The organism is Aeromonas sp. 2HA2, from assembly GCF_029237345.1.
Lineage (GTDB): Bacteria > Pseudomonadota > Gammaproteobacteria > Enterobacterales > Aeromonadaceae > Aeromonas > Aeromonas salmonicida.
The window spans coordinates 162287-183421 of the sequence record NZ_JAACGB010000009.1; the positions used below are offsets into that span (position 1 = coordinate 162287).

Annotated in this window: 19 protein-coding genes, 1 rRNA gene and 1 riboswitch; of the genes, 8 read left to right on the forward strand and 12 right to left on the reverse strand. The window is 59.3% G+C overall.

Annotation, left to right across the window (positions count from 1 at the left end):
- Positions 1–240: 240 nt before the first annotated feature.
- The 6 genes from ilvN to GWQ29_RS13640 all read right to left on the reverse strand — a co-directional run bounded on the left by ilvN (position 241) and on the right by GWQ29_RS13640 (position 5392).
- On the reverse strand, positions 241–735 hold the full coding sequence (ilvN, locus tag GWQ29_RS13615) for an acetolactate synthase small subunit (RefSeq protein ID WP_005311605.1): 495 nt from the start codon (positions 733–735) through the stop codon (positions 241–243).
- The gene (locus tag GWQ29_RS13620) at positions 735–2453 is read right to left on the reverse strand and encodes an acetolactate synthase 3 large subunit (RefSeq protein WP_275919635.1); all 1719 of its coding nucleotides are present in this window, start codon (positions 2451–2453) and stop codon (positions 735–737) included. Before GWQ29_RS13620 ends, ilvN begins: the two co-directional genes overlap by 1 nt.
- 390 nt (positions 2454–2843) lie before the next feature.
- Positions 2844–2996 (reverse strand): hypothetical protein, encoded by a 153-nt coding sequence (locus tag GWQ29_RS13625; RefSeq protein ID WP_010673158.1) that lies wholly within the window; start codon positions 2994–2996, stop codon positions 2844–2846.
- A 36-nt stretch (positions 2997–3032) separates the two neighbouring features.
- The gene (locus tag GWQ29_RS13630) at positions 3033–4142 is read right to left on the reverse strand and encodes an MJ1255/VC2487 family glycosyltransferase (protein ID WP_275919636.1); all 1110 of its coding nucleotides are present in this window, start codon (positions 4140–4142) and stop codon (positions 3033–3035) included.
- Positions 4139–4642 carry a phosphatase PAP2 family protein gene (locus tag GWQ29_RS13635; protein ID WP_021139762.1) on the reverse strand — a complete coding sequence of 168 codons (504 nt, stop codon included), beginning with the start codon at positions 4640–4642 and terminating at the stop codon, positions 4139–4141. The genes GWQ29_RS13630 and GWQ29_RS13635 overlap by 4 nt, the downstream gene beginning before the upstream one ends.
- A 126-nt stretch (positions 4643–4768) precedes the next feature.
- The gene (locus tag GWQ29_RS13640) at positions 4769–5392 is read right to left on the reverse strand and encodes a TetR/AcrR family transcriptional regulator (protein ID WP_021139763.1); all 624 of its coding nucleotides are present in this window, start codon (positions 5390–5392) and stop codon (positions 4769–4771) included.
- 407 nt (positions 5393–5799) lie between these two features.
- Between GWQ29_RS13640 and leuA the strand changes: the two genes are divergently transcribed.
- The 5 genes from leuA (at position 5800) to GWQ29_RS13665 (ending at position 11583) form a co-directional block, all read left to right on the forward strand.
- A complete protein-coding gene (gene leuA / locus GWQ29_RS13645; protein ID WP_219593437.1) occupies positions 5800–7374 on the forward strand; it encodes a 2-isopropylmalate synthase in 1575 nt (524 codons plus the stop codon).
- A gap of 2 nt (positions 7375–7376) precedes the next feature.
- A complete protein-coding gene (gene leuB / locus GWQ29_RS13650; protein WP_275919641.1) occupies positions 7377–8462 on the forward strand; it encodes a 3-isopropylmalate dehydrogenase in 1086 nt (361 codons plus the stop codon).
- 32 nt (positions 8463–8494) lie between these two features.
- Positions 8495–9892, forward strand: coding sequence for a 3-isopropylmalate dehydratase large subunit (gene leuC, locus GWQ29_RS13655; protein ID WP_099991659.1), 1398 nt, complete (start codon positions 8495–8497; stop codon positions 9890–9892).
- A 16-nt stretch (positions 9893–9908) separates the two neighbouring features.
- Positions 9909–10508, forward strand: coding sequence for a 3-isopropylmalate dehydratase small subunit (leuD, locus tag GWQ29_RS13660; RefSeq protein ID WP_131731236.1), 600 nt, complete (start codon positions 9909–9911; stop codon positions 10506–10508).
- 145 nt (positions 10509–10653) lie between these two features.
- On the forward strand, positions 10654–11583 hold the full coding sequence (locus GWQ29_RS13665) for a transglutaminase domain-containing protein (RefSeq protein ID WP_275919637.1): 930 nt from the start codon (positions 10654–10656) through the stop codon (positions 11581–11583).
- A gap of 132 nt (positions 11584–11715) precedes the next feature.
- Here GWQ29_RS13665 and GWQ29_RS13670 read toward each other — a convergent pair whose 3' ends face one another.
- A complete protein-coding gene (locus GWQ29_RS13670) occupies positions 11716–12006 on the reverse strand; it encodes a PilZ domain-containing protein (protein ID WP_021139767.1) in 291 nt (96 codons plus the stop codon).
- Positions 12007–12098: 92 nt separating this feature from the next.
- A riboswitch (TPP riboswitch) is annotated at positions 12099–12189 on the forward strand.
- Positions 12190–12294: 105 nt separating this feature from the next.
- Here GWQ29_RS13670 and thiB point away from each other — a divergent pair.
- The 3 genes from thiB to thiQ are packed head-to-tail and all read left to right on the forward strand — an operon-like array spanning position 12295 to position 15561.
- Positions 12295–13275 carry a thiamine ABC transporter substrate binding subunit gene (gene thiB, locus GWQ29_RS13675; RefSeq protein ID WP_275919638.1) on the forward strand — a complete coding sequence of 327 codons (981 nt, stop codon included), beginning with the start codon at positions 12295–12297 and terminating at the stop codon, positions 13273–13275.
- Entirely contained in the window at positions 13272–14879 is a 1608-nt protein-coding gene (thiP, locus tag GWQ29_RS13680) for a thiamine/thiamine pyrophosphate ABC transporter permease (protein WP_275919642.1), read from the forward strand. The genes thiB and thiP overlap by 4 nt, the downstream gene beginning before the upstream one ends.
- On the forward strand, positions 14866–15561 hold the full coding sequence (gene thiQ / locus GWQ29_RS13685; RefSeq protein WP_034523917.1) for a thiamine ABC transporter ATP-binding protein: 696 nt from the start codon (positions 14866–14868) through the stop codon (positions 15559–15561). The genes thiP and thiQ overlap by 14 nt, the downstream gene beginning before the upstream one ends.
- A gap of 84 nt (positions 15562–15645) precedes the next feature.
- Here the strand turns inward: thiQ and GWQ29_RS13690 are convergent, their stop codons facing one another.
- The 5 genes from GWQ29_RS13690 to rrf all read right to left on the reverse strand — a co-directional run.
- The gene (locus tag GWQ29_RS13690; RefSeq protein WP_265422614.1) at positions 15646–17016 is read right to left on the reverse strand and encodes a PhoH family protein; all 1371 of its coding nucleotides are present in this window, start codon (positions 17014–17016) and stop codon (positions 15646–15648) included.
- A gap of 208 nt (positions 17017–17224) precedes the next feature.
- Entirely contained in the window at positions 17225–17908 is a 684-nt protein-coding gene (locus GWQ29_RS13695; protein ID WP_275919639.1) for an NrdJb, read from the reverse strand.
- A gap of 9 nt (positions 17909–17917) precedes the next feature.
- The gene (locus tag GWQ29_RS13700; protein ID WP_275919640.1) at positions 17918–20065 is read right to left on the reverse strand and encodes an adenosylcobalamin-dependent ribonucleoside-diphosphate reductase; all 2148 of its coding nucleotides are present in this window, start codon (positions 20063–20065) and stop codon (positions 17918–17920) included.
- A gap of 210 nt (positions 20066–20275) precedes the next feature.
- Complete coding sequence (locus GWQ29_RS13705; protein WP_275909472.1) at positions 20276–20725, reverse strand: pullulanase; 450 nt, start codon at positions 20723–20725, stop codon at positions 20276–20278.
- Positions 20726–21022: 297 nt separating this feature from the next.
- Positions 21023–21135, reverse strand: a 5S ribosomal RNA gene (gene rrf, locus GWQ29_RS13710); the annotation flags it as partial.

Genomic DNA, 21135 nt, shown 5'->3' on the forward strand with positions numbered 1-21135 from the left:
CCGCCACAGGGGATTGCACAATTGCACCCCAGCAGAGATCAGATCCAAATACCCCTTTAAGATCAGCTCACTAACACTAGACACACCGCTAATCTACAGAGTTTTCCACAGCTTTTGTGGATAGTTTACTGATCATTTGAAAGAAAATGACAGACTCGCACTTCCCCCTGGCTCAGCTTGCGCCCGTGAAAAAGGGCTCCGAAGAGCCCCTTTGGGATAACCAATCCACCTGCCGAACAATCAGGGGCGCAGTGCCTTGTCCGCCCGGGAGATACCGCATACCCCGGAACGCACCACTTCGATGATCTCGTTGGTCTGGGCTGCGGTCTTGATGAAGGCGTCCAGCTTCTCGCTGGTGCCCACCAGCTGCACAGTGTACTGCTCCGGGGTCACGTCGACGATCTGGCCACGGAAGATGTCCGCCAGCCGTTTCAGCTCGTCGCGAGCACCACCGGCAGCGCGCGCCTTGACCAGCGCAATCTCCCGCTCGATATGCTCCCCTTCGCTCAGGTCACACACCTTGAGCACGTCCACCAGCTTGTGCAGTTGCTTCTGGATCTGCTCCAGCACCCGCTCGTCACCCATGGTGACTATGGTCATGCGCGACAGGGTGGGATCCTCGGTCGGCGCGACCGTCAGGGTCTCGATGTTGTAGCCGCGCTGGGAGAAGAGGCCCACCACGCGGCTCAGGGCGCCGGATTCGTTCTCCAGCAGAACGGAAATTATATGTCTCATCAGGTTCTCTCCGTCTTGCTCAGCCACATCTCATCCATGGCGCCAAACTTGATCTGCATCGGATAGACGTGCTCATCCGGGTCGACCGAGATATCCATGAACACCAGCCGATCCTTGATGGCGAAGGCCTTCTCCATGGCGCTCTCCAGCTCCGCCGGATCGCTCACCGCGATACCGACGTGGCCGTAGGCTTCCGCCAGCTTGACGAAGTCGGGCAGGGATTCCATGTAGGAGTGGCTGTGACGACCGCCGTAGAACATCTTCTGCCACTGCTTGACCATGCCAAGGGCGCGGTTGTTGATGGAGATGATCTTGATGGGCACACCGTACTGCAAACAGGTGGAGAGCTCCTGAATGTTCATCTGCACCGAACCGTCACCGGTCACGCAGCAGACCACAGCTCCAGGATTGGCAAACTGGGCGCCCATGGCGGCCGGAATACCAAAACCCATGGTGCCGAGGCCTCCGGAGTTTATCCACTGGCGCGGCTTGGCAAAGGGGTAGTAGAGGGCGGCGAACATCTGGTGCTGGCCCACATCGGAGGCAACGAATGCCTCCCCCTTGGTCACCTTGTACAGGGTCTCGATCACCTGCTGGGGTTTGATCAGGGTGGGGTGGGTCTCATAGGCCAGGCAGTTGCGGGAGCGCCACTGGGCGATCTGGCTCCACCAGTCCGCCAGCGCCTGCTTGTCGTTGTCGAAGCCACACTCGCGGATCACTTCCAGCATCTGCTCCAGCACGGTTTCCACCGAGCCGACGATGGGCACATGGGCCTGTACCGTCTTGGAGATGGAAGTGGGATCGATATCGATGTGCACTATGGTGGCGTTGGGACAGAACTTGGCCACGTTGTTGGTGACGCGATCATCGAAGCGGGCACCCACGGCAAAAATCAGATCCGCATTGTGCATTGTCTTGTTCGCTTCGAAGGTGCCGTGCATCCCCAGCATGCCGATGAATTGCGGATGGATGCCGGAGAAGGCCCCCAACCCCATCAGGGTGGTGGTTACCGGCAGGTTCAGCAACTCGGCCAGCTTGGTCACCAGATGATCCGCACTGGCATTGATGGCGCCGCCACCCACGTACATGACGGGGCGCTGCGCCTCCACCAGCAACTTGGCGGCCCGCTTGATCTGGCCCTTGTGTCCGGCCTTGGTCGGATTGTAGGAGCGCAGAGAGACGGACTCGGGATACTGATAGGGAAATTTCTCTTTCGGGTTCTGCACGTCTTTGGGCAGATCCACCACCACAGGCCCCGGGCGGCCGCTGGCGGCAATGTAGTAGGCCTTCTTGATGGCATCGGGAATGTCGCTGGCTTTCTTGCACAGGAAGCTGTGCTTCACCACAGGACGGGAGATGCCGATCATGTCGGTCTCCTGGAATGCATCCTCCCCGATCATGCTGGTCGGTACCTGACCGGACAGGATCACCAGGGGGATGGAGTCCATATAGGCGGTCGCGATCCCCGTGATGCAGTTGGTCGCGCCAGGACCCGAGGTCACCAGCACAGTGCCCACCTTGCCGGTGGAACGGGCGTAACCGTCCGCCATATGCACCGCGGCTTGCTCGTGCCGCACCAGGACATGCTCCATCTTGCCGTTTTCAAAGAGAGCGTCATAGATGTCGAGCACTGAGCCACCAGGGTAGCCGAAAACGTGCTCAACTCCCTGATCTTCCAGCGCTCTAACCACCATCTGGGCGCCTGATAACATCTCCATGATAAAGCCCTCCAGGCTTTGCTCCGTTAAGCGAAAGCTATCGACAGTCCGCTGCTTCCCGGCAGCGCCGGCCCCGTGTCTTGTTGTTGTCTGAATACGGGCCTGGCGAGTTCGGTGCCGTCGATAGTAGAAAAATAGGTTTTTTCCATCATTCACCCGAAAAGCGGGTGAAAATCCAACTTAACCCGCTTGCGAACGCTTGTCCACGGCTTTGTCTGACCAGAACAGTCATAAATTTCAAACAGCTATTAACATTCAGTGACTTGGTGAAAACGGTGGGAACAAAGCGGGGAAGATGGGGGACTGGCTAGCGGATCATGCTGTCACTATGAGAAAAACAAGAAAAAAATAGCCCACTCGTCGGGGTGGGCCGTCGAGCAGAGCACAGACTTACTGTTCGTCTTCCGGCTCCGCCAGCCAGATCTGTTGATCCGGATCCGTCTCTTCACAGACCGAGATGCTGACCCCCATGTCCAGCAGCTCGTGCAGTGTCAGATTGTCTGCCAGTGTCATGGTATCACCGTTTTCATTGGTAAAGCGCATTGTGTCCGTCCTCTCCTTGGTGGGATCCCTTTCAGTCTAGTCAAAGGCGCTCACTTGCGATAACCAGGTGCTGTTTAATGCGCAGCCCCCTTCCAGTTCACTCAAACGATCACATACCTCTTCCGGAAACAGGGTGCGAGCCCACAGTCGGCGCGAGAGCTGTGCCACGCTCTCCTCTGCCCCATTCGCAAGCCAGCTCGCCAGCGCGCCCGCCACATCAGGGTAGAGGATCTGGCCCGGAGCCGACGCATCCAGCCAGGCCCGCACCGCATTGGCATCCAGTCCATCCATCAAGTGGGCCAACCCCATCAGCTCCAGCGTCTTGCTGTTGGTCAGTTGCTCGAACTGTCCTCCCAGCGGCTTGACCAGCAGCTTCTTGCCAAGGGAAAGCGCCTCCGACGCCAGCTCAAATCCCCCGTTGGTAATGACACCCCGGCAACCTGCCAGCACCTGCTTGAATCCTTCCCGCGCCTGCGGCTCGAAACGTATGTTGCGCCACTGACTGGCGCTGCGAATGGCCGGGTGAAAGCAGACGAAACGCTGTTGATTGAAGCGCGACAAGAGAGCGGCGATGGCTTCAGTCTGTTCAAACGGCAGATAGACCAGGATCTGCTGATTGTCGGGCAGTGCAACGATGGGATCTATGATGGGGGGCAGCAGTGGCTGACCGAAGTGAAACCAGTGCAGTCCGAGGGACTGGCGAACCGGGGCAAAATGACGCATCAGCTGGCGATTGAAGCCGCTCTCGCCCCAACGCGGGATCGGCCAGTCAAAACTGGCCTGATGGCTGATGGTGAGGCTGGGTTTGCCCCAGCGATGGGCCGCGTGAGCACTGAGCGGTTCGAAATCGCTGATCACCAGATCGTAATCGCGACAATCCAGGGCCCGCATATCCCGCCAGAAGCGCAGGGGTGAGAGCCCCTTAAGGGTACGCCAGCCAGAAATGGCCCCCTCATGGCTGACAAAGGTGACGCCGGCAAAGGTACGGTAGTCGCCGAACTCGTCCATCTCGAAGTAACCATCGGCGGGGCGACCGCTGAACAGGTAATCGACCTCCAGCCCCTGCGCTCGCAGTGCACGAGCCAGGGTACGGCTGCGGCTGATATGACCGTTGCCGGTACCCTGCACGCCAAACAGTATCCTCATCCCTGATGCCAGCTGAGCGCAAGCAGGGCACAGCCACCGCCGAGCAGGGCACCGGCCACCAGATCGCTCAGGTAATGCACCCCAAGCAACAGACGTGACGCCCCCACCAGCGCGGCCCAGACAAACAACAAGGGTGCCCAAAGCGGGAAGCTGGCGGCCAGCACGGTCGCCATCAGAAAGGCGGCGGCAGTATGCCCGGAGGGCAGACTGTAACGATCGGAGGGGGTAATGAAAACCGGCAAGCCCACCGGCCGCTGACGTTTCAGCGCATTCTTGAGCAGCAAATAGAGCGGCAATTCGATGGCAAAGGCGAGCAGAGCCACCCCGACCAGTTCACGTTCCGCCTCCCCCTGCCACCAGAGCAGTGTCGCCAGTACGGCGTAGAGGGGCCCGTCACCGGTGCGGGAGATGAGCCGACTGATCCTGGCCTGTGGCCGGTTGTAGGAGTGGAGCAGGCAGATGCGGCACACCTGCAGGTCCCATTGCTGGATCTTGTTCATAACCCCTCCTTCCCTGAAGTCTCTGTGCAGACTAGGGCAATGGAGTGACACTAAATTGAACAAGGGATAACAGATTTATGAAAAAAGGGCCGAATGGCCCTTTTTTACCGCAAGCGAGGCAAATGATCAGTTCAGGGTGCCGCGCAGGCCGTTTTCCATCAGCCGGCAGTTGTGATCCGCCAGACGGGCCATGAAGTGCTCATCCACGGTCAGACCAAACACCTGCTCGTAGAGATCCTTCATCACGAACGGCTGCCACATCATGCTGAGAAAGGAGATCTTCAGCATCTCGGGATCCAGGTTGTCACCCAGCTCGCCATTGCTCTTCATGGACTCCAGCAAGGCATCAAACTGGGGCAGTTGACGTTCCAGCAGACGATTCAGCACAAAATCCCGCCCGGGACTCTTCTCGGTCGATAATGCGCTGGAGATGGCGGAAGTGAGTTCGCTGTTGGGCGCCATCACCTGGTAGTAGGTGTTGAGCAGCTCATTGAGGCTGCGGTTGCCAATCTCGTCTTGCCATGCCTGGTCCAGCGGCTCGGCCACATCGCCCAGCACTGCCTTGTAAAGACCCTCTTTACTGCCGAAGTAATAATGGATCATCGCCAGATTGGAGCCGGCCAGCTCGGCGATCTCGCGGGTAGTGACTTTGCTGTAGGGCGTATTGAGAAAACGCTCACGAGCAGCACAGAGCAACTTGTCACGAATGTCAGAACGTCCGACCGGACGACCAGGTCTGCGTTTTTCCATTGGGTACCTCAGATAATTCAGCAAAAACTGATAAGTCGATCTGATTGCATAGATGATCGAGTACAGCAGGAATGACCAGATAATCGGGCAAGGGCCGAATATGGGACAAGTAAATTTGCACTCCTTTACAATCCGATTAAATAAACCAGCGGATTGAACCGGTGAGTCCGGGTTGACACAGCATAAAAATCTCGATATTGGTAACAGCGTTATCGACTGGAAGGATTGAGTCATCATGCATATTGCCGCTCCGCTACTACTACTCTCCCTAATCGCGACCAGTCGCGCGGGATCCTTGTAGCCGGGCTCAGGCATAGCCGGAATTTACAAAAACCCGTGCACCCTGCACGGGTTTTTTTATGCCGCCGCAGGATGCACGTTACCGAACTTAGGAAGAGGGAAGTCACATGTCAGATCGGGTCATCATTTTCGACACCACCTTGCGCGATGGTGAGCAGGCCCTGGCGGCCAGTTTGACCGTCAAGGAGAAGCTGCAGATCGCCCAGGCGCTGGAGCGGCTCGGCGTCGACATCATGGAAGTGGGATTCCCTGTCTCCTCCCCCGGCGATTTTCAATCGGTGCAGACCATAGCCCGCCACATCAAGAACAGCCGGGTCTGCGCCCTCGCCCGCGCCCTGCCCAAGGATATCGACGCCGCCGGTGAAGCCTTGCGGGTCGCAGAAGCCTTTCGCATCCATACCTTTATCTCCACCTCCTCCATTCACGTCGAGAGCAAGCTGAAAAAGAGCTTCGAGGATGTGCTGGAGATGGGGGTCAGCGCCATCAAACACGCCTTGCGCTACACCGACGACGTGGAGTTCTCCTGCGAGGATGCGGGTCGCACCCCGATTGATAATCTCTGTCGCATGGTGGAAGCGGCCATCAAGGCCGGCGCCCGCACCATCAATATCCCGGATACCGTCGGCTACACGGTACCGACCGAGTTCTCCGGTATCATCCAGACCCTGTTCAATCGGGTGCCCAACATCGACAAGGCCATCATCTCTGTGCACTGCCACGATGACCTGGGACTGTCGGTGGCCAACTCCATCGGCGCAGTGCAGATGGGAGCCCGCCAGATCGAGTGCACCATCAACGGTATCGGCGAGCGGGCGGGCAACTGCTCCCTGGAAGAGGTCGCAATGATCCTGAAAACCCGCGCCGATCTGCTTGGGGTCCATACCAACATCCGCCACAGCGAGATTCATCGCACCAGCGCCCTGGTCAGCCAGCTGTGCAACATGCCGGTGCAGCCGAACAAGGCCATCGTCGGGGCCAACGCCTTCTCCCACAGCTCAGGCATCCATCAGGACGGCGTGCTCAAGGCGAAGAACACCTATGAAATCATCACCCCGGAGAGCATTGGCCTGCCCCAGAACAACCTCAACATGACCTCACGCTCCGGCCGTCACGTCATCAAGCACAGAATGGAGTCCATGGGCTATGCCGAGAGCAGCTACGATCTCGACCACCTCTACGGCAAGTTCCTGACCCTGGCCGACAAGAAGGGGCAAGTATTCGACTACGACCTGGAGGCGCTGGCCTTCTTCAGCCAAATCCACGAAGAGCCGGAGCACTTCAAGCTGGAGTATCTGGGCGTACAAAGCGGCAGCTCTGTGCTGGCCACCGCCTCGGTCAAATTGAAGGTCGGACAGGATCTGGTCTGCGAAGCGGCTACCGGCAATGGCCCTGTGGATGCGGTCTACCAGTGCATCAACCGCATCACCGGCTACGAGATCCGCATCGACAAATACGCCCTCAAAGCCAAGGGTGAGGGCAAGAATGCCCTCGGCCAGGTCGACATAGTCGCCGAATACAAGGGACGAAAATTCCACGGCATGGGCCTGGCTACCGATATCATAGAGTCCTCTGCCCAGGCGTTGATCCACGTAATCAACAGCATCTGGCGCGCCGATCAGGTGGCCGAACAGATGGAACGCAACGTCACAAAAACAGACAAGATCAATACGGAGAGTGTGTGAGTATGAGCAGTTATCGGATCGCAGTGTTGCCGGGTGACGGCATTGGCCCGGAAGTGATGGCCGAGGCCGTCAAGGTGCTGGAAAAAGTGCAGGCCAAGTTTGGCTTCTCCCTCGAGTATGATCGCCACGACGTGGGTGGCATCGCCATCGACAACCATGGCGCACCGCTGCCACAAAGCACCATCAAGGGCTGTGAGGAGGCCGATGCCGTGCTGTTCGGCTCCGTAGGTGGCCCCAAGTGGGAGCACCTGGCCCCCAACAATCAACCCGAGCGCGGCGCCCTGCTGCCCCTGCGTGCCCACTTCAAGCTGTTCTGCAACCTGCGTCCGGCCCGTATCTACACAGGTCTCGAGCAGTTCTCCCCGCTGCGTGCCGACATCTCGGATCGCGGTTTTGACATCGCCTGCGTGCGCGAGCTCACCGGCGGCATCTACTTCGGCCAGCCCAAGGGGCGAGAGGGAGAAGGGGCGAACGAGAAAGCATTCGACACCGAGGTGTACCATCGCTTCGAAATTGAGCGCATCGCCAGGATAGCGTTTGAATCGGCCCGTGTTCGCAAAGCCAAGGTCACCTCCATCGACAAGGCCAACGTGCTCGCCTCCTCCATCCTGTGGCGCGAGGTGGTGACTGAAGTCGCCAAATCCTATCCGGACGTCGCGCTGAACCACATGTACATCGACAACGCCACCATGCAGCTCATCAAGGATCCGTCCCAGTTCGACGTGCTGCTCTGCTCTAACCTGTTTGGTGACATCCTCTCTGACGAGTGCGCCATGATCACCGGCTCCATGGGGCTGCTCCCTTCAGCCAGCCTGAACGAATCTGGCTTTGGCCTGTTCGAACCGGCCGGTGGCTCGGCCCCAGACATCGCCGGCAAGGGGATCGCCAATCCCATCGCCCAGATCCTCTCCGCCGCCCTGATGCTGCGCTACAGCCTGGGACAGGAAGCCGCCGCCCAGGCCATCGAGCAAGCCGTAGCCCAGACATTGGCAGAGGGATACTTCACCGCCGACCTGCATCAGGCAGATGCTCGCCATCCGGTGCAGAGTACCGCCGACATGGGCACCCAGATCGCCGCACGGATCTGAGCCACCCAGCACATAACAAGGAATACAGAGCAATGGCCAAAACCCTTTATCAGAAAGTATTCGACGCCCACGTGGTACGCGAAGTGGACGGCGAAACGCCGCTCATCTACATCGACCGCCACCTGGTGCACGAAGTGACCAGCCCACAGGCGTTCGACGGCTTGCGCGCAATGAACCGCCCGCTGCGGCGCCCGGACCTGACCTGGGCCACCATGGATCACAACGTCTCCACCACCACCAAGGACATCGCCGCCTCCGGCGAGATGGCCCGCATCCAGATGGAGACGCTCGCCGACAACTGCAAAGAGTTCGGGGTTCGCCTCTACGATCTCAACCACAAGTATCAGGGGATCGTCCATGTGATGGGCCCCGAGCTCGGCATCACATTGCCCGGCACCACCATCGTCTGCGGCGACTCCCACACCGCCACCCACGGTGCCTTCGGTTCACTGGCCTTCGGTATCGGCACCTCCGAAGTGGAACATGTGATGGCCACCCAGACCCTGAAACAGGGCCGCGCCAAGACAATGCGCATTTCGGTCAACGGCAAGCTGGCAGAGGGCATCAGCGCCAAGGACGTGGTGCTGGCCATCATCGGTCGGGTTGGCCATGCCGGTGGTACCGGCTACGTGGTGGAATTCGCTGGCGAGGCCATTGCGGGCCTCTCCATGGAAGGGCGGATGACGGTGTGCAACATGGCCATCGAGCTGGGTGCCAAGGCGGGCATGATAGCCCCCGACCAGACCACCATCGACTACATCCGTGGCAAGGAGTTCGCCCCCAAGGGTGAATCACTGGATCAGGCCATCGCCTACTGGCTGAGCCTCAAGAGCGACCAGGGCGCCCACTTCGATGCCGAAGTAATCCTCGATGCCGCCGATATCGCCCCGCAGGTCACCTGGGGTACCAACCCGGGCCAGGTGATTGCCGTCAATGAACCGATCCCGGCACCGGAGTCCTTCAGCGATCTGATGGAGCAGCAATCCGCCCGCAAGGCGCTCGCCTACATGGACCTGCAACCGGGCCAGAAGCTCACCGATGTCGCCATCGACAAGGTGTTCATCGGTTCCTGTACCAACAGCCGCATCGAGGATCTGCGTGCCGCCGCCGCCATCGCCCGTGGCCGCAAGGTGGCCGCTGGCGTACAAGCGCTGGTGGTGCCGGGCTCCGAGCAGGTGAAGGCACAGGCCGAAGCCGAGGGTCTGGACAAGATCTTCCTCGAGGCGGGTTTTGAATGGCGTCTGCCCGGCTGTTCCATGTGTCTGGCCATGAACAACGACCGGCTGCAACCGGGGGAGCGCTGCGCCTCCACCAGCAACCGCAACTTCGAAGGGCGTCAGGGCCGCGCCGGCCGCACCCATCTGGTGAGCCCGGCCATGGCCGCCGCCGCCGCCGTCACCGGTCGCTTTGCCGACATTCGTGCGCTGTAATTACGAGGAGAACAAGATGACAGGCTTCAAGCAGCATAAAGGGATCGTCGTTCCCCTCGACAGCGCCAACGTCGACACCGACGCCATCATTCCCAAGCAGTTTTTGCAGAAGGTCAACCGCATCGGTTTTGGCAAGCACCTGTTCCACGACTGGCGCTTTCTCGATGATGCGGGCCAGCAGCCCAATCCCGAGTTCGTGCTCAACCAGCCTCGCTATGCCGGTGCCAGCATCTTGCTGGCCCGGGAAAACTTTGGTTGTGGTTCGAGCCGTGAGCACGCCCCCTGGGCGCTGGCGGATTACGGCTTCAAAACCCTGATCGCCTCAAGCTTTGCCGATATCTTCTATGGCAACGCCATCAACAACGGTCTGGTACCGGTGCGGTTGAAAGAAGAGGAGGTGGATCTCCTGTTCCAGCTGGTTGCCACACAGCCGGGCATCGAAATCGAGGTGGATCTGGAAGCCAATCAGGTGCGTGCCGGTGAGCTCAGCTTTGGTTTCGAGATCGACGAGTTTCGTCGCTATTGCCTGCTCAACGGACTGGATGCCATCGGCCTGACCCTGCAGCACGAGGCCACCATCAGCGCCTTCGAAGCAAAGCAGCCAAGCTGGATCTGAACTGATTGCATCCCCTTGTAACAAGGCGCGGCCATCAGAAATAAAACGAGTAGAATCAACAGGGAGCCTTGGCTCCCTGTTTTATTATCCCGCCACCATGGGCGCCGATAGCGGGCTATCACGACACCACCGACAGGAAAGAATGATGAAGAGACTGACGGCTATTCCTCTGCTTTTCAGCTTGTTGTTCGCGCTTTCGGCAAGTGCCGGACAGACCTATTTCAACAGCAACGGCGGTCAACTCAACGTCGGCTGGCAAGACAAGGAGGGCAAAGCCCAGCAGCTCAGCTATCGGCTGGACGCAGGCAAGTTGCCGCCGCTCATCGCCTATCGTCCTGCCCGTATGCAGGAGGACGTGTTGCAGAGCCTGCTGCAACAGGCCGGCACCGAATTTCCCGAGGTGCAATTCACCCTCTCCCGCCCCGATATGAAGCTGCACCTGAAGAGCCGCAATCAGGACAAAGCCCGGGAGGCTCTGGTCTGGGCCACCCGCCAGCGCAGCAAGCTGGAGGCACAATGGCTCATGCAGCACTACTTCCAGCCCTTCACCCCGCCCGACGGCGGCCCAGCCATCAAGCAGGATCATGTACGCATCGCGCTGGAAAGCCGGGCCGAGCTGGCCCCGCTGGCCGAACAGCTCAAACAGGAGGGCGCTACCGAGACGGAGGCTCGCCAGAAGACGGTGGCCCATATGCTCGACTTCATCCAGGCCATCCCCTACCAGCTGCTCGACAGCCAGTCAGGGCGCTCGGGAAAGGGCTTCTTGAGCCCCCGTCAGGTGCTGGAGCAGAACCGGGGGGATTGCGACAGCAAGGTTACCCTGATGGTGGCCATGCTGGCCCAGCTCTTTCCCGAACTGAAACAGGCCATGGTGTTCGTACCGGGGCATGCCCTGCTGGGCGTCGCCCTGCCAGCCAAACCGGGCGACGAGACATTGATGTGGGAAGGCGAAAGCTATCTGTTGCTGGAACCGACCGGCCCGGGCCAGTTTGCGATGGGGCAAATAGCATCGACCAGCAAGACGCTGATCGATAGCAAGCAACTGAACGTTCAGCCAGTTCAGGCCAGGGAGTAAACGTGGGGCGTGTCACTCGGGTAAAGATCGATAACAAGCAGCCAGGTGGGCAACCCAAGGATTTAACTGGGGGCCAAATAGCATCGACCAGCAAGCGCTGGTCGATAACAGGCAATGGCGTCTTCAGCCGGTTCAGGCCTGGGATTGAAACTCGATGGCGAGCAGCAGGCCGTCCTCCTCCTCCAGCACCCGAATGATGCGGGCCTGGGCCTCGAACGGCGGCAACAGGTTGTTGTTGGTGGCCAGACTGACCCGGATGGGCTGGCTGACATCGAGCTGATGCTCGGCGACGGCGATCCCCATGCCGTTGGCGCTGAGATCCCGACAGACCCCCTCCAGCACTTGCTGTTGCTGAAAGACGGTGACGGGGGCGTTGATTATCATGCGCTGGAAGGCGCGTCTTTCCTTGGTACTGGTGATCACGGGAACATCCTCTGTTATGCCGAAGCCATCTCGATGGCCCGCAGGAACAATTGTGCTGGCCTCCCCCCAAGAACGTTAATACAATGCGGTTCGTTTCTCAAACGGGGTGCGGTTTACCGCTGAGATTATACCCGTGAACCTGATCCAGATAATGCTGGCGGAGGAATTTGAGGCATGGCGCTCATTTTTTGCGCTCTCATCCGCTGGCACCTCATGACTCATAGCAAGAAGTGCCATTGATGACATTTCCTCAGTTGGCACTTCACTACTAACAGGGAGTGCCGCTTGATGAAAACCCTGCTGCTGGTTGCCACCAGCCTGCTCAGTACCCAGGCCTTCGCGGCTGACACCCTCACCGTTTATACCTACAGCTCCTTCACCGCCAAATGGGGACCCGGTCCCAAGATCAAGCAGGCATTCGAGAAAGAGTGCGGTTGCAACCTCAATCTCGTGGCGCTGGAAGATGGCGTCGCCATCCTCAATCGGCTGCGGCTGGAAGGCAAGCACAGCAAGGCCGATCTGGTGCTGGGGCTGGACGATGCCCTGTTGAGCGAAGCCAAGCAGAGCGGCCTGTTCGCCCTGCACACTACCAAGCTCGATGGCATCAAGGTGCCAGGTGGCTGGCAGGATGACACCTTCGTCCCCTATGACTACGGCTACTTCGCCTTTGTCTACAACAAGGACAAACTTAAAGCGCCCCCCAAGAGCCTGAAAGAGCTGGTAGAACGCCAGGATCTCAAGGTGATCTATCAGGATCCCCGCACCTCTACCCCGGGTCTGGGGCTGATGCTGTGGATGAAGTCCGTCTATGGCGAGCAGGCGCCTGCCGCCTGGACCCAGCTTGCCAAAAAGACGGTCACAGTCACCAAGGGCTGGTCCGAAGCCTATGGCATGTTCCTCGATGGGGAAGCGGACATGGTGCTCTCCTACACCAGCTCCCCTGCCTATCACCTGATCGCCGAGAACAAGCCCCAGTATCAGGCCGCCGCCTTCGAAGAGGGTCACTACCGTCAGGTGGAAGTGGCAGCCAAGCTGAAAAGCGCCAAACAGGGCAAGCTGGCCGACCAGTTTCTGCAGTTCATGATAAGCCCCGCCTTCCAGCAGGAGATCCCTGCCGGCAACTGGATGTATCCGGTGACAGATGCGCCGCTGCCCAAGGGCTTCGAGCAGATGATCACAGTCAGCAAGCCGCTGAGTTTCACCAGCGATGAGGTGGCCGCCAATCGCAAGAACTGGATCCGCGAGTGGCTGCAAGCCGTCACCCAGTGAGCACCAGCGTTCGTCCCCTCTGGTGGCTGCCGGGTAGCGCAGCCACCCTCTTGATCCTGCTGTTGTCCCTGGGGCCGCTCGTCGCCCTGCTGTGGCAGGCCGGTTCGCTGGCCCCCCGCACCTTGCTGGCCGATCCCTATCTGCGCCATGTGCTGGGCTTCAGCCTGGGGCAGGCGCTGCTCTCCACCCTGCTGAGCTTAGGTGTAGCCATTCCGGTGGCAAGAGCGCTGGCGCGGCGCCGCTTCATTGGTCGACGCCTGCTGCTCAAGCTGTTTGGGCTCTCCCTGGTGCTGCCGGTCATCATCGCCATCTTCGGCATAGTGGCGGTTCACGGCAAACAAGGCTGGCTATCGCAGCTGCTGCGCGGCCTGGGGCTGGATCCCGGCAACTACCTGTACGGCCTGTTTGGCATACTGCTGGCCCACGTCTTCTTCAACATGCCGCTGGCGGCACGCCTTATGCTGCAGAGCATAGAGAGCATCCCCGAATCGAGCTGGCGTCTCGCCAGTCAGCTGGGCATGCGCTCCTCCCACATCTTCCGGCTGCTGGAGTGGCCGCTCATTCGCGGCATACTGCCGGGGCTTGCCAGCCTCATCTTCATGCTCTGTTTCACCAGCTTCACCACTGTGCTGGCGCTGGGGGGTGGACCCAGGTCCACCACGCTGGAGGTGGCCGTCTATCAGGCGCTGCGCTTTGATTTCGACCTCGCCACCGCCGGCGGCTTGGCGCTGGTGCAGCTGATCCTGACGGCCACTCTGCTCCTGCTGCAACACAAGCTGCAGACCACACCGGCCAGCCGGATCAGCAGCCATCGCCCCTGTCTTCGACCGGATCGCCATCAACCGGGGACAGTGCTGGTGGATGCCGTGGCGCTCTGCACCGGGCTCGCCATCTTCCTGCCGCCTCTGCTGGCAATCCTGGTGGCCGGTTTCAATCCCGGCCTGCTGACGGCGCTGGCCTCGGCGCAGCTGTGGCAGGCCAGCGGCCAGTCGCTGCTGATCGCGCTGGCGGCGGGTACCCTTGCCACCCTGCTCGGCAGCGGCCTGCTGCTCACCAGCCGTCACCTCAAGGTACGCACCCGTCAGCGGCGGGCCGCAGCCCTGTGGGAAGCCAGCGGATCCATGATCCTGATGATACCGGCGGTGGTGCTCTCCACTGGCCTCTTCATCATGTTTATGCCCTTTACCGATGTCTTTGCCCTCGGCCCCTGGCTGGTGGTACTGGTCAACGCTCTGATGGCATTGCCCTATGTGCTGCGCACCCTCTCAGCCCCCATGCAGCTGGTGGTGCGCCAGTACGATAGACTGGCCGACAGCCTGGGGGTGCGCGGTCTGCATCGCCTGCGGCTGATGGAGTGGCCCCTGCTGCGCCGCCCGCTGGCACTGGCCATGGCGCTCTCGATGATACTGTCGCTCGGGGATCTCGGCGCCATCGCCATGTTTGGCAGCCAGGAGCTCACCACCCTGCCCTGGCTGCTCTATCAGCAGCTCGGCAGTTACCGGCTGACCGAGGCTGCCGCCACCGCCCTGCTGCTGCTCACGCTCTGTTTTTCCCTGTTCTGGCTGGTAGAACGCGGGCTTGGAGGAAAAAATGCTGAACATTGATGGGCTGGTCACCAGCTACCCCGATTGGCGAGTCAGCTTCAGCGCGACCCTGCCCAAGGGAGAGATCACCGCGCTGATAGGACCAAGCGGGGCGGGCAAGTCCACCCTGCTCGGCATGATCGCCGGTTTCGTGCCGGTAGAGTCCGGCACCCTCAGCTTCGACGGCGAAGATCTGCTGCCACTGGGGCCTGCCGAGCGGCCGGTCACCACCCTGTTTCAGGATCACAACCTCTTCCTGCACCTGTCGGTGTTCGACAACATCGCCATCGGTCTGCATCCGGGCCTGCGTTTGAGCCCTGCTCAGCAGGCGCAGGTGAAACAGGCTGCAGAGCGGGTCGGCCTTGGCGACATGCTGGCGCGGCTGCCGGAGCAGCTCTCCGGCGGCCAGCAGCAGCGGGTCGGGCTGGCGCGTGCCTTGGTGCGAGGCAAGCCATTGCTGCTACTGGATGAGCCTTTCTCGGCACTCGATCCTGCCCTGCGCCGGGAGATGCTGGCCGAAGTGGCCAGGCTTGCCTGCGAGCAGGGCATCACAGTGCTGATGGTTTCTCACAATCCGGAAGATGCGCAACTCATCGCCGATCAGGTGCTGTTCGTCGATGAGGGCCGCATCGCTCTGCAGGGCACACCCGATATACTGCAGAACAGCGATCATCCCGGCCTGCTGCGCTACCTTGGGCAATAACCCTGGGACGCTGAACCGGCGACGGGATCAAAAAAGGGGAAGCCGCTTGGCTTCCCCTTTTTCATATGAAGATAGTCAGTTAAATCAGAGATTTTCCTCGGCGAAGGAGGCGAGCTTGCTGCGCACCACCCCGTTCAGGAAGATGTTGGCACTGCCGTCGAAATCCTTGAAACGCTCGACTATGTAGGTCAGACCCGAGGTCACCGGGCTCAGGTAGTTGGAGTCGATCTGGGCCAGGTTGCCGGAGCAGACGATCTTGGTCCCTTCGCCGCAACGGGTGATGATGGTCTTGATCTGGGACGCGGTCAGGTTCTGGCACTCGTCCAGCAGCACGAAGGTGTTCTGGATGCTGCGCCCGCGCATGAAGTTGACCGATTTGAACTGGATGTTGGCCTTCTCCATGATGTAACTCAGCGAGCCGCTCATGTTCTCGTCCTGCTTGTGCAGCACCTCCAGGGTATCTGTCACCGCCGCCAGCCAGGGCATCATCTTCTCTTCTTCGGTGCCGGGCAGGAAGCCGATGCTCTCGGCGATTTCCGGGGTATTGCGGGTGACGATCACCTTCTCGTAAATCCCCTTCTCAATCACCAGCTCCAATGCGGCGGCCATGGCCAGCAAGGTCTTGCCGCAGCCGGCCGGGCCGGTCAGGATCACCAGATCGATGTGCGGATCGAGCAGGGCATCCAGCGCCATGCCCTGATAGACGTTCTTGGGATGGACACCCCAGGCCTTGCGCGACATCAACCGCTCACGGCCCAGATCCTTGATGCGGATCTTGTGGCCATCGTTGCTCAATACCCTGGCGGCAAAGAAGTTCTCCTCGTCGAGCAGGTACTGATTGACGTGTACTCCCTCCAGCAAGTTCGAGTCGATCACATGGACGGTATCGCGGCCATGGGTCTCGCTTTCACACTCGCCGACCCGCTCCCAGAAACTGCCGGGCACCACCTGAAAGCCTTTGGCCAGCAGACGGATATCGTCGATCAGCTGGTCGCTGCGATAGTCCTCGACGTGCGCCAACCCGGCCCCCTTGGCCTTGAGGCGCATGTTGATGTCCTTGGTCACCAGCACCACCTGGCGTTTCATCTCATGCTTTTGCAGGTAGAGGGCCGCGTTGATGATGCGGTTGTCCGCCTCCTTGTCGGTGAACACCTCGGCATCCTGGGGCAGATGGTGGTCACTGAAGATACAGATATTGCCGCTCGCCTCACCCGCCAGCGGTACGCCCTGGGTGATCTGCTCCGGCGTTGCATCGCGGAACACGTCTTCCAGCGCACGAATGGCCACCCGCGCATCGCGGCTGACATCCTTGTGGCGATCCTTGATGTTGTCGAGCTCTTCCAGCACCGTCATGGGGATGAGCACGTCGTGCTCTTTGAAGGAGTAGATGGCGAGGGGTTCGTGAAGCAGAACATTGGTATCCAGGATAAACAGCTTTCGGTCCGTATTGTCCATAAGCATCCTCCTTGGCACTGAAGGTGCCACGTGTGTGAATCTCAGATGTCATTGAAACCACACGAGCGTGACAGTTTTATTACCCCCAACGCTACGCCCGATTTTACTATCGCGCAACAAATCGCTTGAACGGCAGGATCGTTCGAACAGAAAAGCAGCAATAAAAAGACCGGCACTGTGGCCGGTCCTCTTCCATCACTTGTCTACTTTAGCTGCACTTGGAGTCGCCGCAGTTGAGACAGGTCATGCAGCCATCCTTTTGCACCAGCGCCTTGGTATTGCACTTGTAGCAAAGCGCAGCACTGGCCGGGAAACCACTGCCAGCCTGCTGTTCTTCGGCCTGCTGCAGGAGTTGCAATTCAGCCTGCTTCTCGGCCAGAAATGCCTGCTGATGCTCATCCAGCCCCGGCAGCTTGATCATGCCGATCTCGGTGAGATGGGTCTCGATCACGTTGCCAATTTCGGCGATAAGGGAGGGAACATACTTGCCCTTGTTCCAATAGCCGCCCTTGGGATCGAACACGGATCTCAGCTCCTCCACCAGAAAGGTGACATCCCCCCCCTTGCGGAACACGGCAGAGATGATGCGGGTCAACGCCACTATCCACTGGTAGTGTTCCAGGCTCTTGGAGTTGATGAAGATCTCGAACGGGCGACGGGTCTCGTGAACCGTGCCCTCATTGAGAATAATGTCGTTGATGGTGATGAACAACGAGTGCTCGGAGACATGCTCCGGCGTCTTCAGCTTGTAAGTGGTGCCCATCAGCCGCTCCGGGCGCAGCACAGTTTCGTGCATGTGCACCACGTCATCCTGCGGGGCCAAATTTTCCTGAGGCTCATCACGGGTTTTCACCTTGTAGGCGACGATTTTCTTGTCGATCTTCTTGACCATAATCTGTTCTCAGAATTTACCGTAATAGCCTTCTTTCAAGGCGTCATAGAGGTTGGCGGCGGTATGCAGCTCGCCATCGTATTCGATCTCTTCGTTCCCCTTGACGGAGATGACGGAGCCATCCTCCAGAGTGAACTCGTACTGAGTGTTCTCCAGATCCTTCTCCTTCACCAGCACGCCCTGGAAGGCCTCAGGGTTGAAGCGGAAGGTGGTACAGCCCTTGAGCCCCGAGTCTGAGGCATACATGTAGATATCCTTGAACTGCTCGAACGGGAAGTCGGTCGGCACGTTGGCGGTCTTGGAGATGGAGGAATCAATCCAGCGCTGGGCCGCGGCCTGAATATCTACGTGCTGGGCCGGGCTGATGTCGTCGGCGGTGATGAAGTAGTCCGGCAGGCGGCTGGCTTCATCCTCCGAGTAAGGCATGGCACCGGCGTTCACCAGCTCGCGGTAGGCGAGCAGCTCGAACGAGTAGACATCCACGCTCTCCTTACTCTTCTTGCCTGGCTTGATGACATTGCGGCTGTAGTGATGGGCAAAGCTCGGCTCTATACCGTTGCTGGCGTTGTTGGCCAGCGACAAGGAGATGGTGCCAGTCGGCGCTATGCTGCTGTGGTGGGTGAAACGCCCCCCCACCTCGGCCAGCTCGGCCACCAGGGCGGGATCCACCTCGGCCACCTGCTGCATGTAGCGGCTGTAGCGCGCATGCAGCACCTTGCCCTTCACCTTGTCACCCAGCTTGATGCCATCGGCCGCCATTTCGGGGCGCAGGCGCAGCATCTTGCCGGTTACCTCAAACTCCTGCTCCAGGATGGGGGCAACCCCCTTCTCTTTCGCAAGACGCAGGGACTCCTGCCAGCCAGTCATGGCGAGCTCTTGGGATACCTGCTCGGTGAAGGCGACGGAGGCGGCTGAGCCATATTTTATCTGCAGCATGGTGAGGGTCGAGCCAAGGCCGAGGAAGCCCATGCCATGACGGCGCTTGGCTGTGATCTCCTCGCGCTGCTTGGCCAGCGGCAGCTGGTTGATCTCCACCACGTTGTCCAGCATGCGGGTGAAGATGGCCACCACCTTGCGAAACCCCTGCCAATCAAAAGCAGCTTGCTCGGTGAAGGGGTCGCGCACAAACCGGGTCAGATTGACCGACCCCAGCAGACAGGCACCGTAGGGGGGCAAGGGCTGCTCACCGCAGGGGTTGGTCGCGCGGATCTCTTCACAGAACCAGTTGTTGTTCATCTGATTGACCTTGTCGATCAGGATGAAGCCGGGCTCTGCATAGTCGTAGGTGGAAGTCATGATGACGTTCCACAGCTTGCGGGCAGGCATGGTCTTGTAGACCTTGCAGGCGACCTGCCCCAACGCGTTGATGACCACCCCTTCCTTGTTGGGCCAGTCGGCCCAGAACACCACTTCGGGATCGTCCAGCGCAATACCGTCCTGCTCCACCTCTTTGGCCGTGTAGGGGAAGATCAGCGACCAGAGAGCATCCTCTTTCACCGCCTTGACGAAATCTTCGGTGATCAGCAGGGAGAGGTTGAACTGACGCAAGCGGCCATCTTCCCGCTTGGCCTGGATGAATTCGATCACATCGGGGTGACGGATATCCATGGTGCCCATCTGGGCGCCGCGCCTACCACCGGCTGACGAGACGGTGAAGCACATCTTGTCATAGATATCCATGAAGGAGAGCGGGCCCGAGGTGTAGGCACCGGCACCGGAGACGAATGCGCCGCGCGGACGCAGGGTCGAGAAATCGTAACCGATGCCGCAACCCGCTTTCAGGGTCAGGCCGGCCTCATGCACCTTGCCGAGAATGTCATCCATCGAATCTTCGATGGTGCCGGAGACTGTGCAGTTGATGGTTGAAGTGGCCGGCTTGTGCTCGAAGGCACCCGCGTTGGAGGTGATACGCCCCGCCGGGATGGCGCCGTTGCGCAGCGCCCACAGGAAGGTCTCATACCAAGTATCAGGCTTCAACTCCTGCCGGGCCAGGGCGCGGGCAACCCGCTGGTAGGTCTCGTCGATGGAGCCATCTATGGGGGCCCCGTCCTTGCTCTTGAGACGATACTTGCTGTCCCAGATCTCAAGGGACGTTTCCTGCAAGGGTATGAGGCGGGAGCCGAGTTCACTCTCCAGCACCGGGTTGGATTTAGCCATTTTCAATCAACCTTATGTGAATGCATCAACGTCATGACAGCGACAAAACACAACCAATAGTGTCACTTACGAAAAAATAACACAATATACAGTACAGCTACTGCCATGAGGGCGCCGATTCTATCCTAAAAAAATGCCCCGGCCAGCAGGTTTCTGGGCCGAGGCATTTAACTGATTCATTTCCTGAAAGATTTAGCGATCAGAAAGCACTCAGGGTTTCTTGACGTACACGCTTGGCGTCTCACCCGCCATATTCAGATAGAACTCGTAGACGCCGTCGGCATCCGGCGAGAATTTCATGTCCTCATACTTGGAGCAGGGGTTGACCGGCACAGGCTCTCCGCCCAGTACGGCGACGCCGTCACTCGGACTCTTGTAGCCAAAGTTGGTGCCACAGCTCCAGCCGGAGTCGGCGAACTTGAACTTGTAGGGAGCCCACTCTTTCTTGAGCGTGCCTTTGGCCATGTAAAGCTTGTCAGCTACCTTGACCACCTTGCTCGCATCGGTTGCCATCCAGTCGTTCATCTCCCCACGCAGGTAGATGGACTTGCCACCGAAATCGCTGTTGTCTGCCGCCTGTTCTGCACCACCATGGGATGCGCAACCGCCTAATACCAGGGTTCCCGCCGCCAGCATCATCGTTACTGTTCTTTTGAACATGTGTCCATTCCTCAAATTATTGTGATTCCTTGGCCCATCGAACGTGGGCAGACGAATTAAAGCAGAGCGGGCATGACAAGAAAGGTAGAGGCATCACATTCTGTGTTTTTTATATCCAACCAGTGGGATAAATGGATGAGTTTCGAGCGAAACGATGCAAAAAATGCGGGACAAGATACGGGGAGGGAATCGAACAAAAGCCTCATAAGGGGGCTATCACATGACGATGAGTGCCAAAGACTCAAATTTCAGGCAATAAAAAACCCCGCTCGATGAGCGGGGGTTTTCGTGTTGGGTGCCTGGCAGTGTCCTACTCTCGCATGGCGAATGCCACACTACCATCGGCGCTACCGCGTTTCACTTCTGAGTTCGGCATGGGATCAGGTGGTTCCACGGCGCTATGGCCGCCA

Coding starts and splice junctions, on each gene's coding strand:
- GWQ29_RS13620 (WP_275919635.1), bottom strand. CDS start 2,453: ATGGAGATGTTATCAGGCGCCCAGATGGTGGTTAGAGCGCTGGAAGAT.
- leuB (WP_275919641.1), top strand. CDS start 7,377: ATGAGCAGTTATCGGATCGCAGTGTTGCCGGGTGACGGCATTGGCCCG.
- thiQ (WP_034523917.1), top strand. CDS start 14,866: ATGCTGAACATTGATGGGCTGGTCACCAGCTACCCCGATTGGCGAGTC.
- ilvN (WP_005311605.1), bottom strand. CDS start 735: ATGAGACATATAATTTCCGTTCTGCTGGAGAACGAATCCGGCGCCCTG.
- GWQ29_RS13695 (WP_275919639.1), bottom strand. CDS start 17,908: ATGGTCAAGAAGATCGACAAGAAAATCGTCGCCTACAAGGTGAAAACC.
- leuA (WP_219593437.1), top strand. CDS start 5,800: ATGTCAGATCGGGTCATCATTTTCGACACCACCTTGCGCGATGGTGAG.
- GWQ29_RS13625 (WP_010673158.1), bottom strand. CDS start 2,996: ATGCGCTTTACCAATGAAAACGGTGATACCATGACACTGGCAGACAAT.
- GWQ29_RS13705 (WP_275909472.1), bottom strand. CDS start 20,725: ATGTTCAAAAGAACAGTAACGATGATGCTGGCGGCGGGAACCCTGGTA.
- leuC (WP_099991659.1), top strand. CDS start 8,495: ATGGCCAAAACCCTTTATCAGAAAGTATTCGACGCCCACGTGGTACGC.
- GWQ29_RS13640 (WP_021139763.1), bottom strand. CDS start 5,392: ATGGAAAAACGCAGACCTGGTCGTCCGGTCGGACGTTCTGACATTCGT.
- leuD (WP_131731236.1), top strand. CDS start 9,909: ATGACAGGCTTCAAGCAGCATAAAGGGATCGTCGTTCCCCTCGACAGC.
- GWQ29_RS13700 (WP_275919640.1), bottom strand. CDS start 20,065: ATGGCTAAATCCAACCCGGTGCTGGAGAGTGAACTCGGCTCCCGCCTC.
- thiB (WP_275919638.1), top strand. CDS start 12,295: ATGAAAACCCTGCTGCTGGTTGCCACCAGCCTGCTCAGTACCCAGGCC.
- GWQ29_RS13630 (WP_275919636.1), bottom strand. CDS start 4,142: ATGAGGATACTGTTTGGCGTGCAGGGTACCGGCAACGGTCATATCAGC.
- GWQ29_RS13665 (WP_275919637.1), top strand. CDS start 10,654: ATGAAGAGACTGACGGCTATTCCTCTGCTTTTCAGCTTGTTGTTCGCG.
- GWQ29_RS13635 (WP_021139762.1), bottom strand. CDS start 4,642: ATGAACAAGATCCAGCAATGGGACCTGCAGGTGTGCCGCATCTGCCTG.
- GWQ29_RS13690 (WP_265422614.1), bottom strand. CDS start 17,016: ATGGACAATACGGACCGAAAGCTGTTTATCCTGGATACCAATGTTCTG.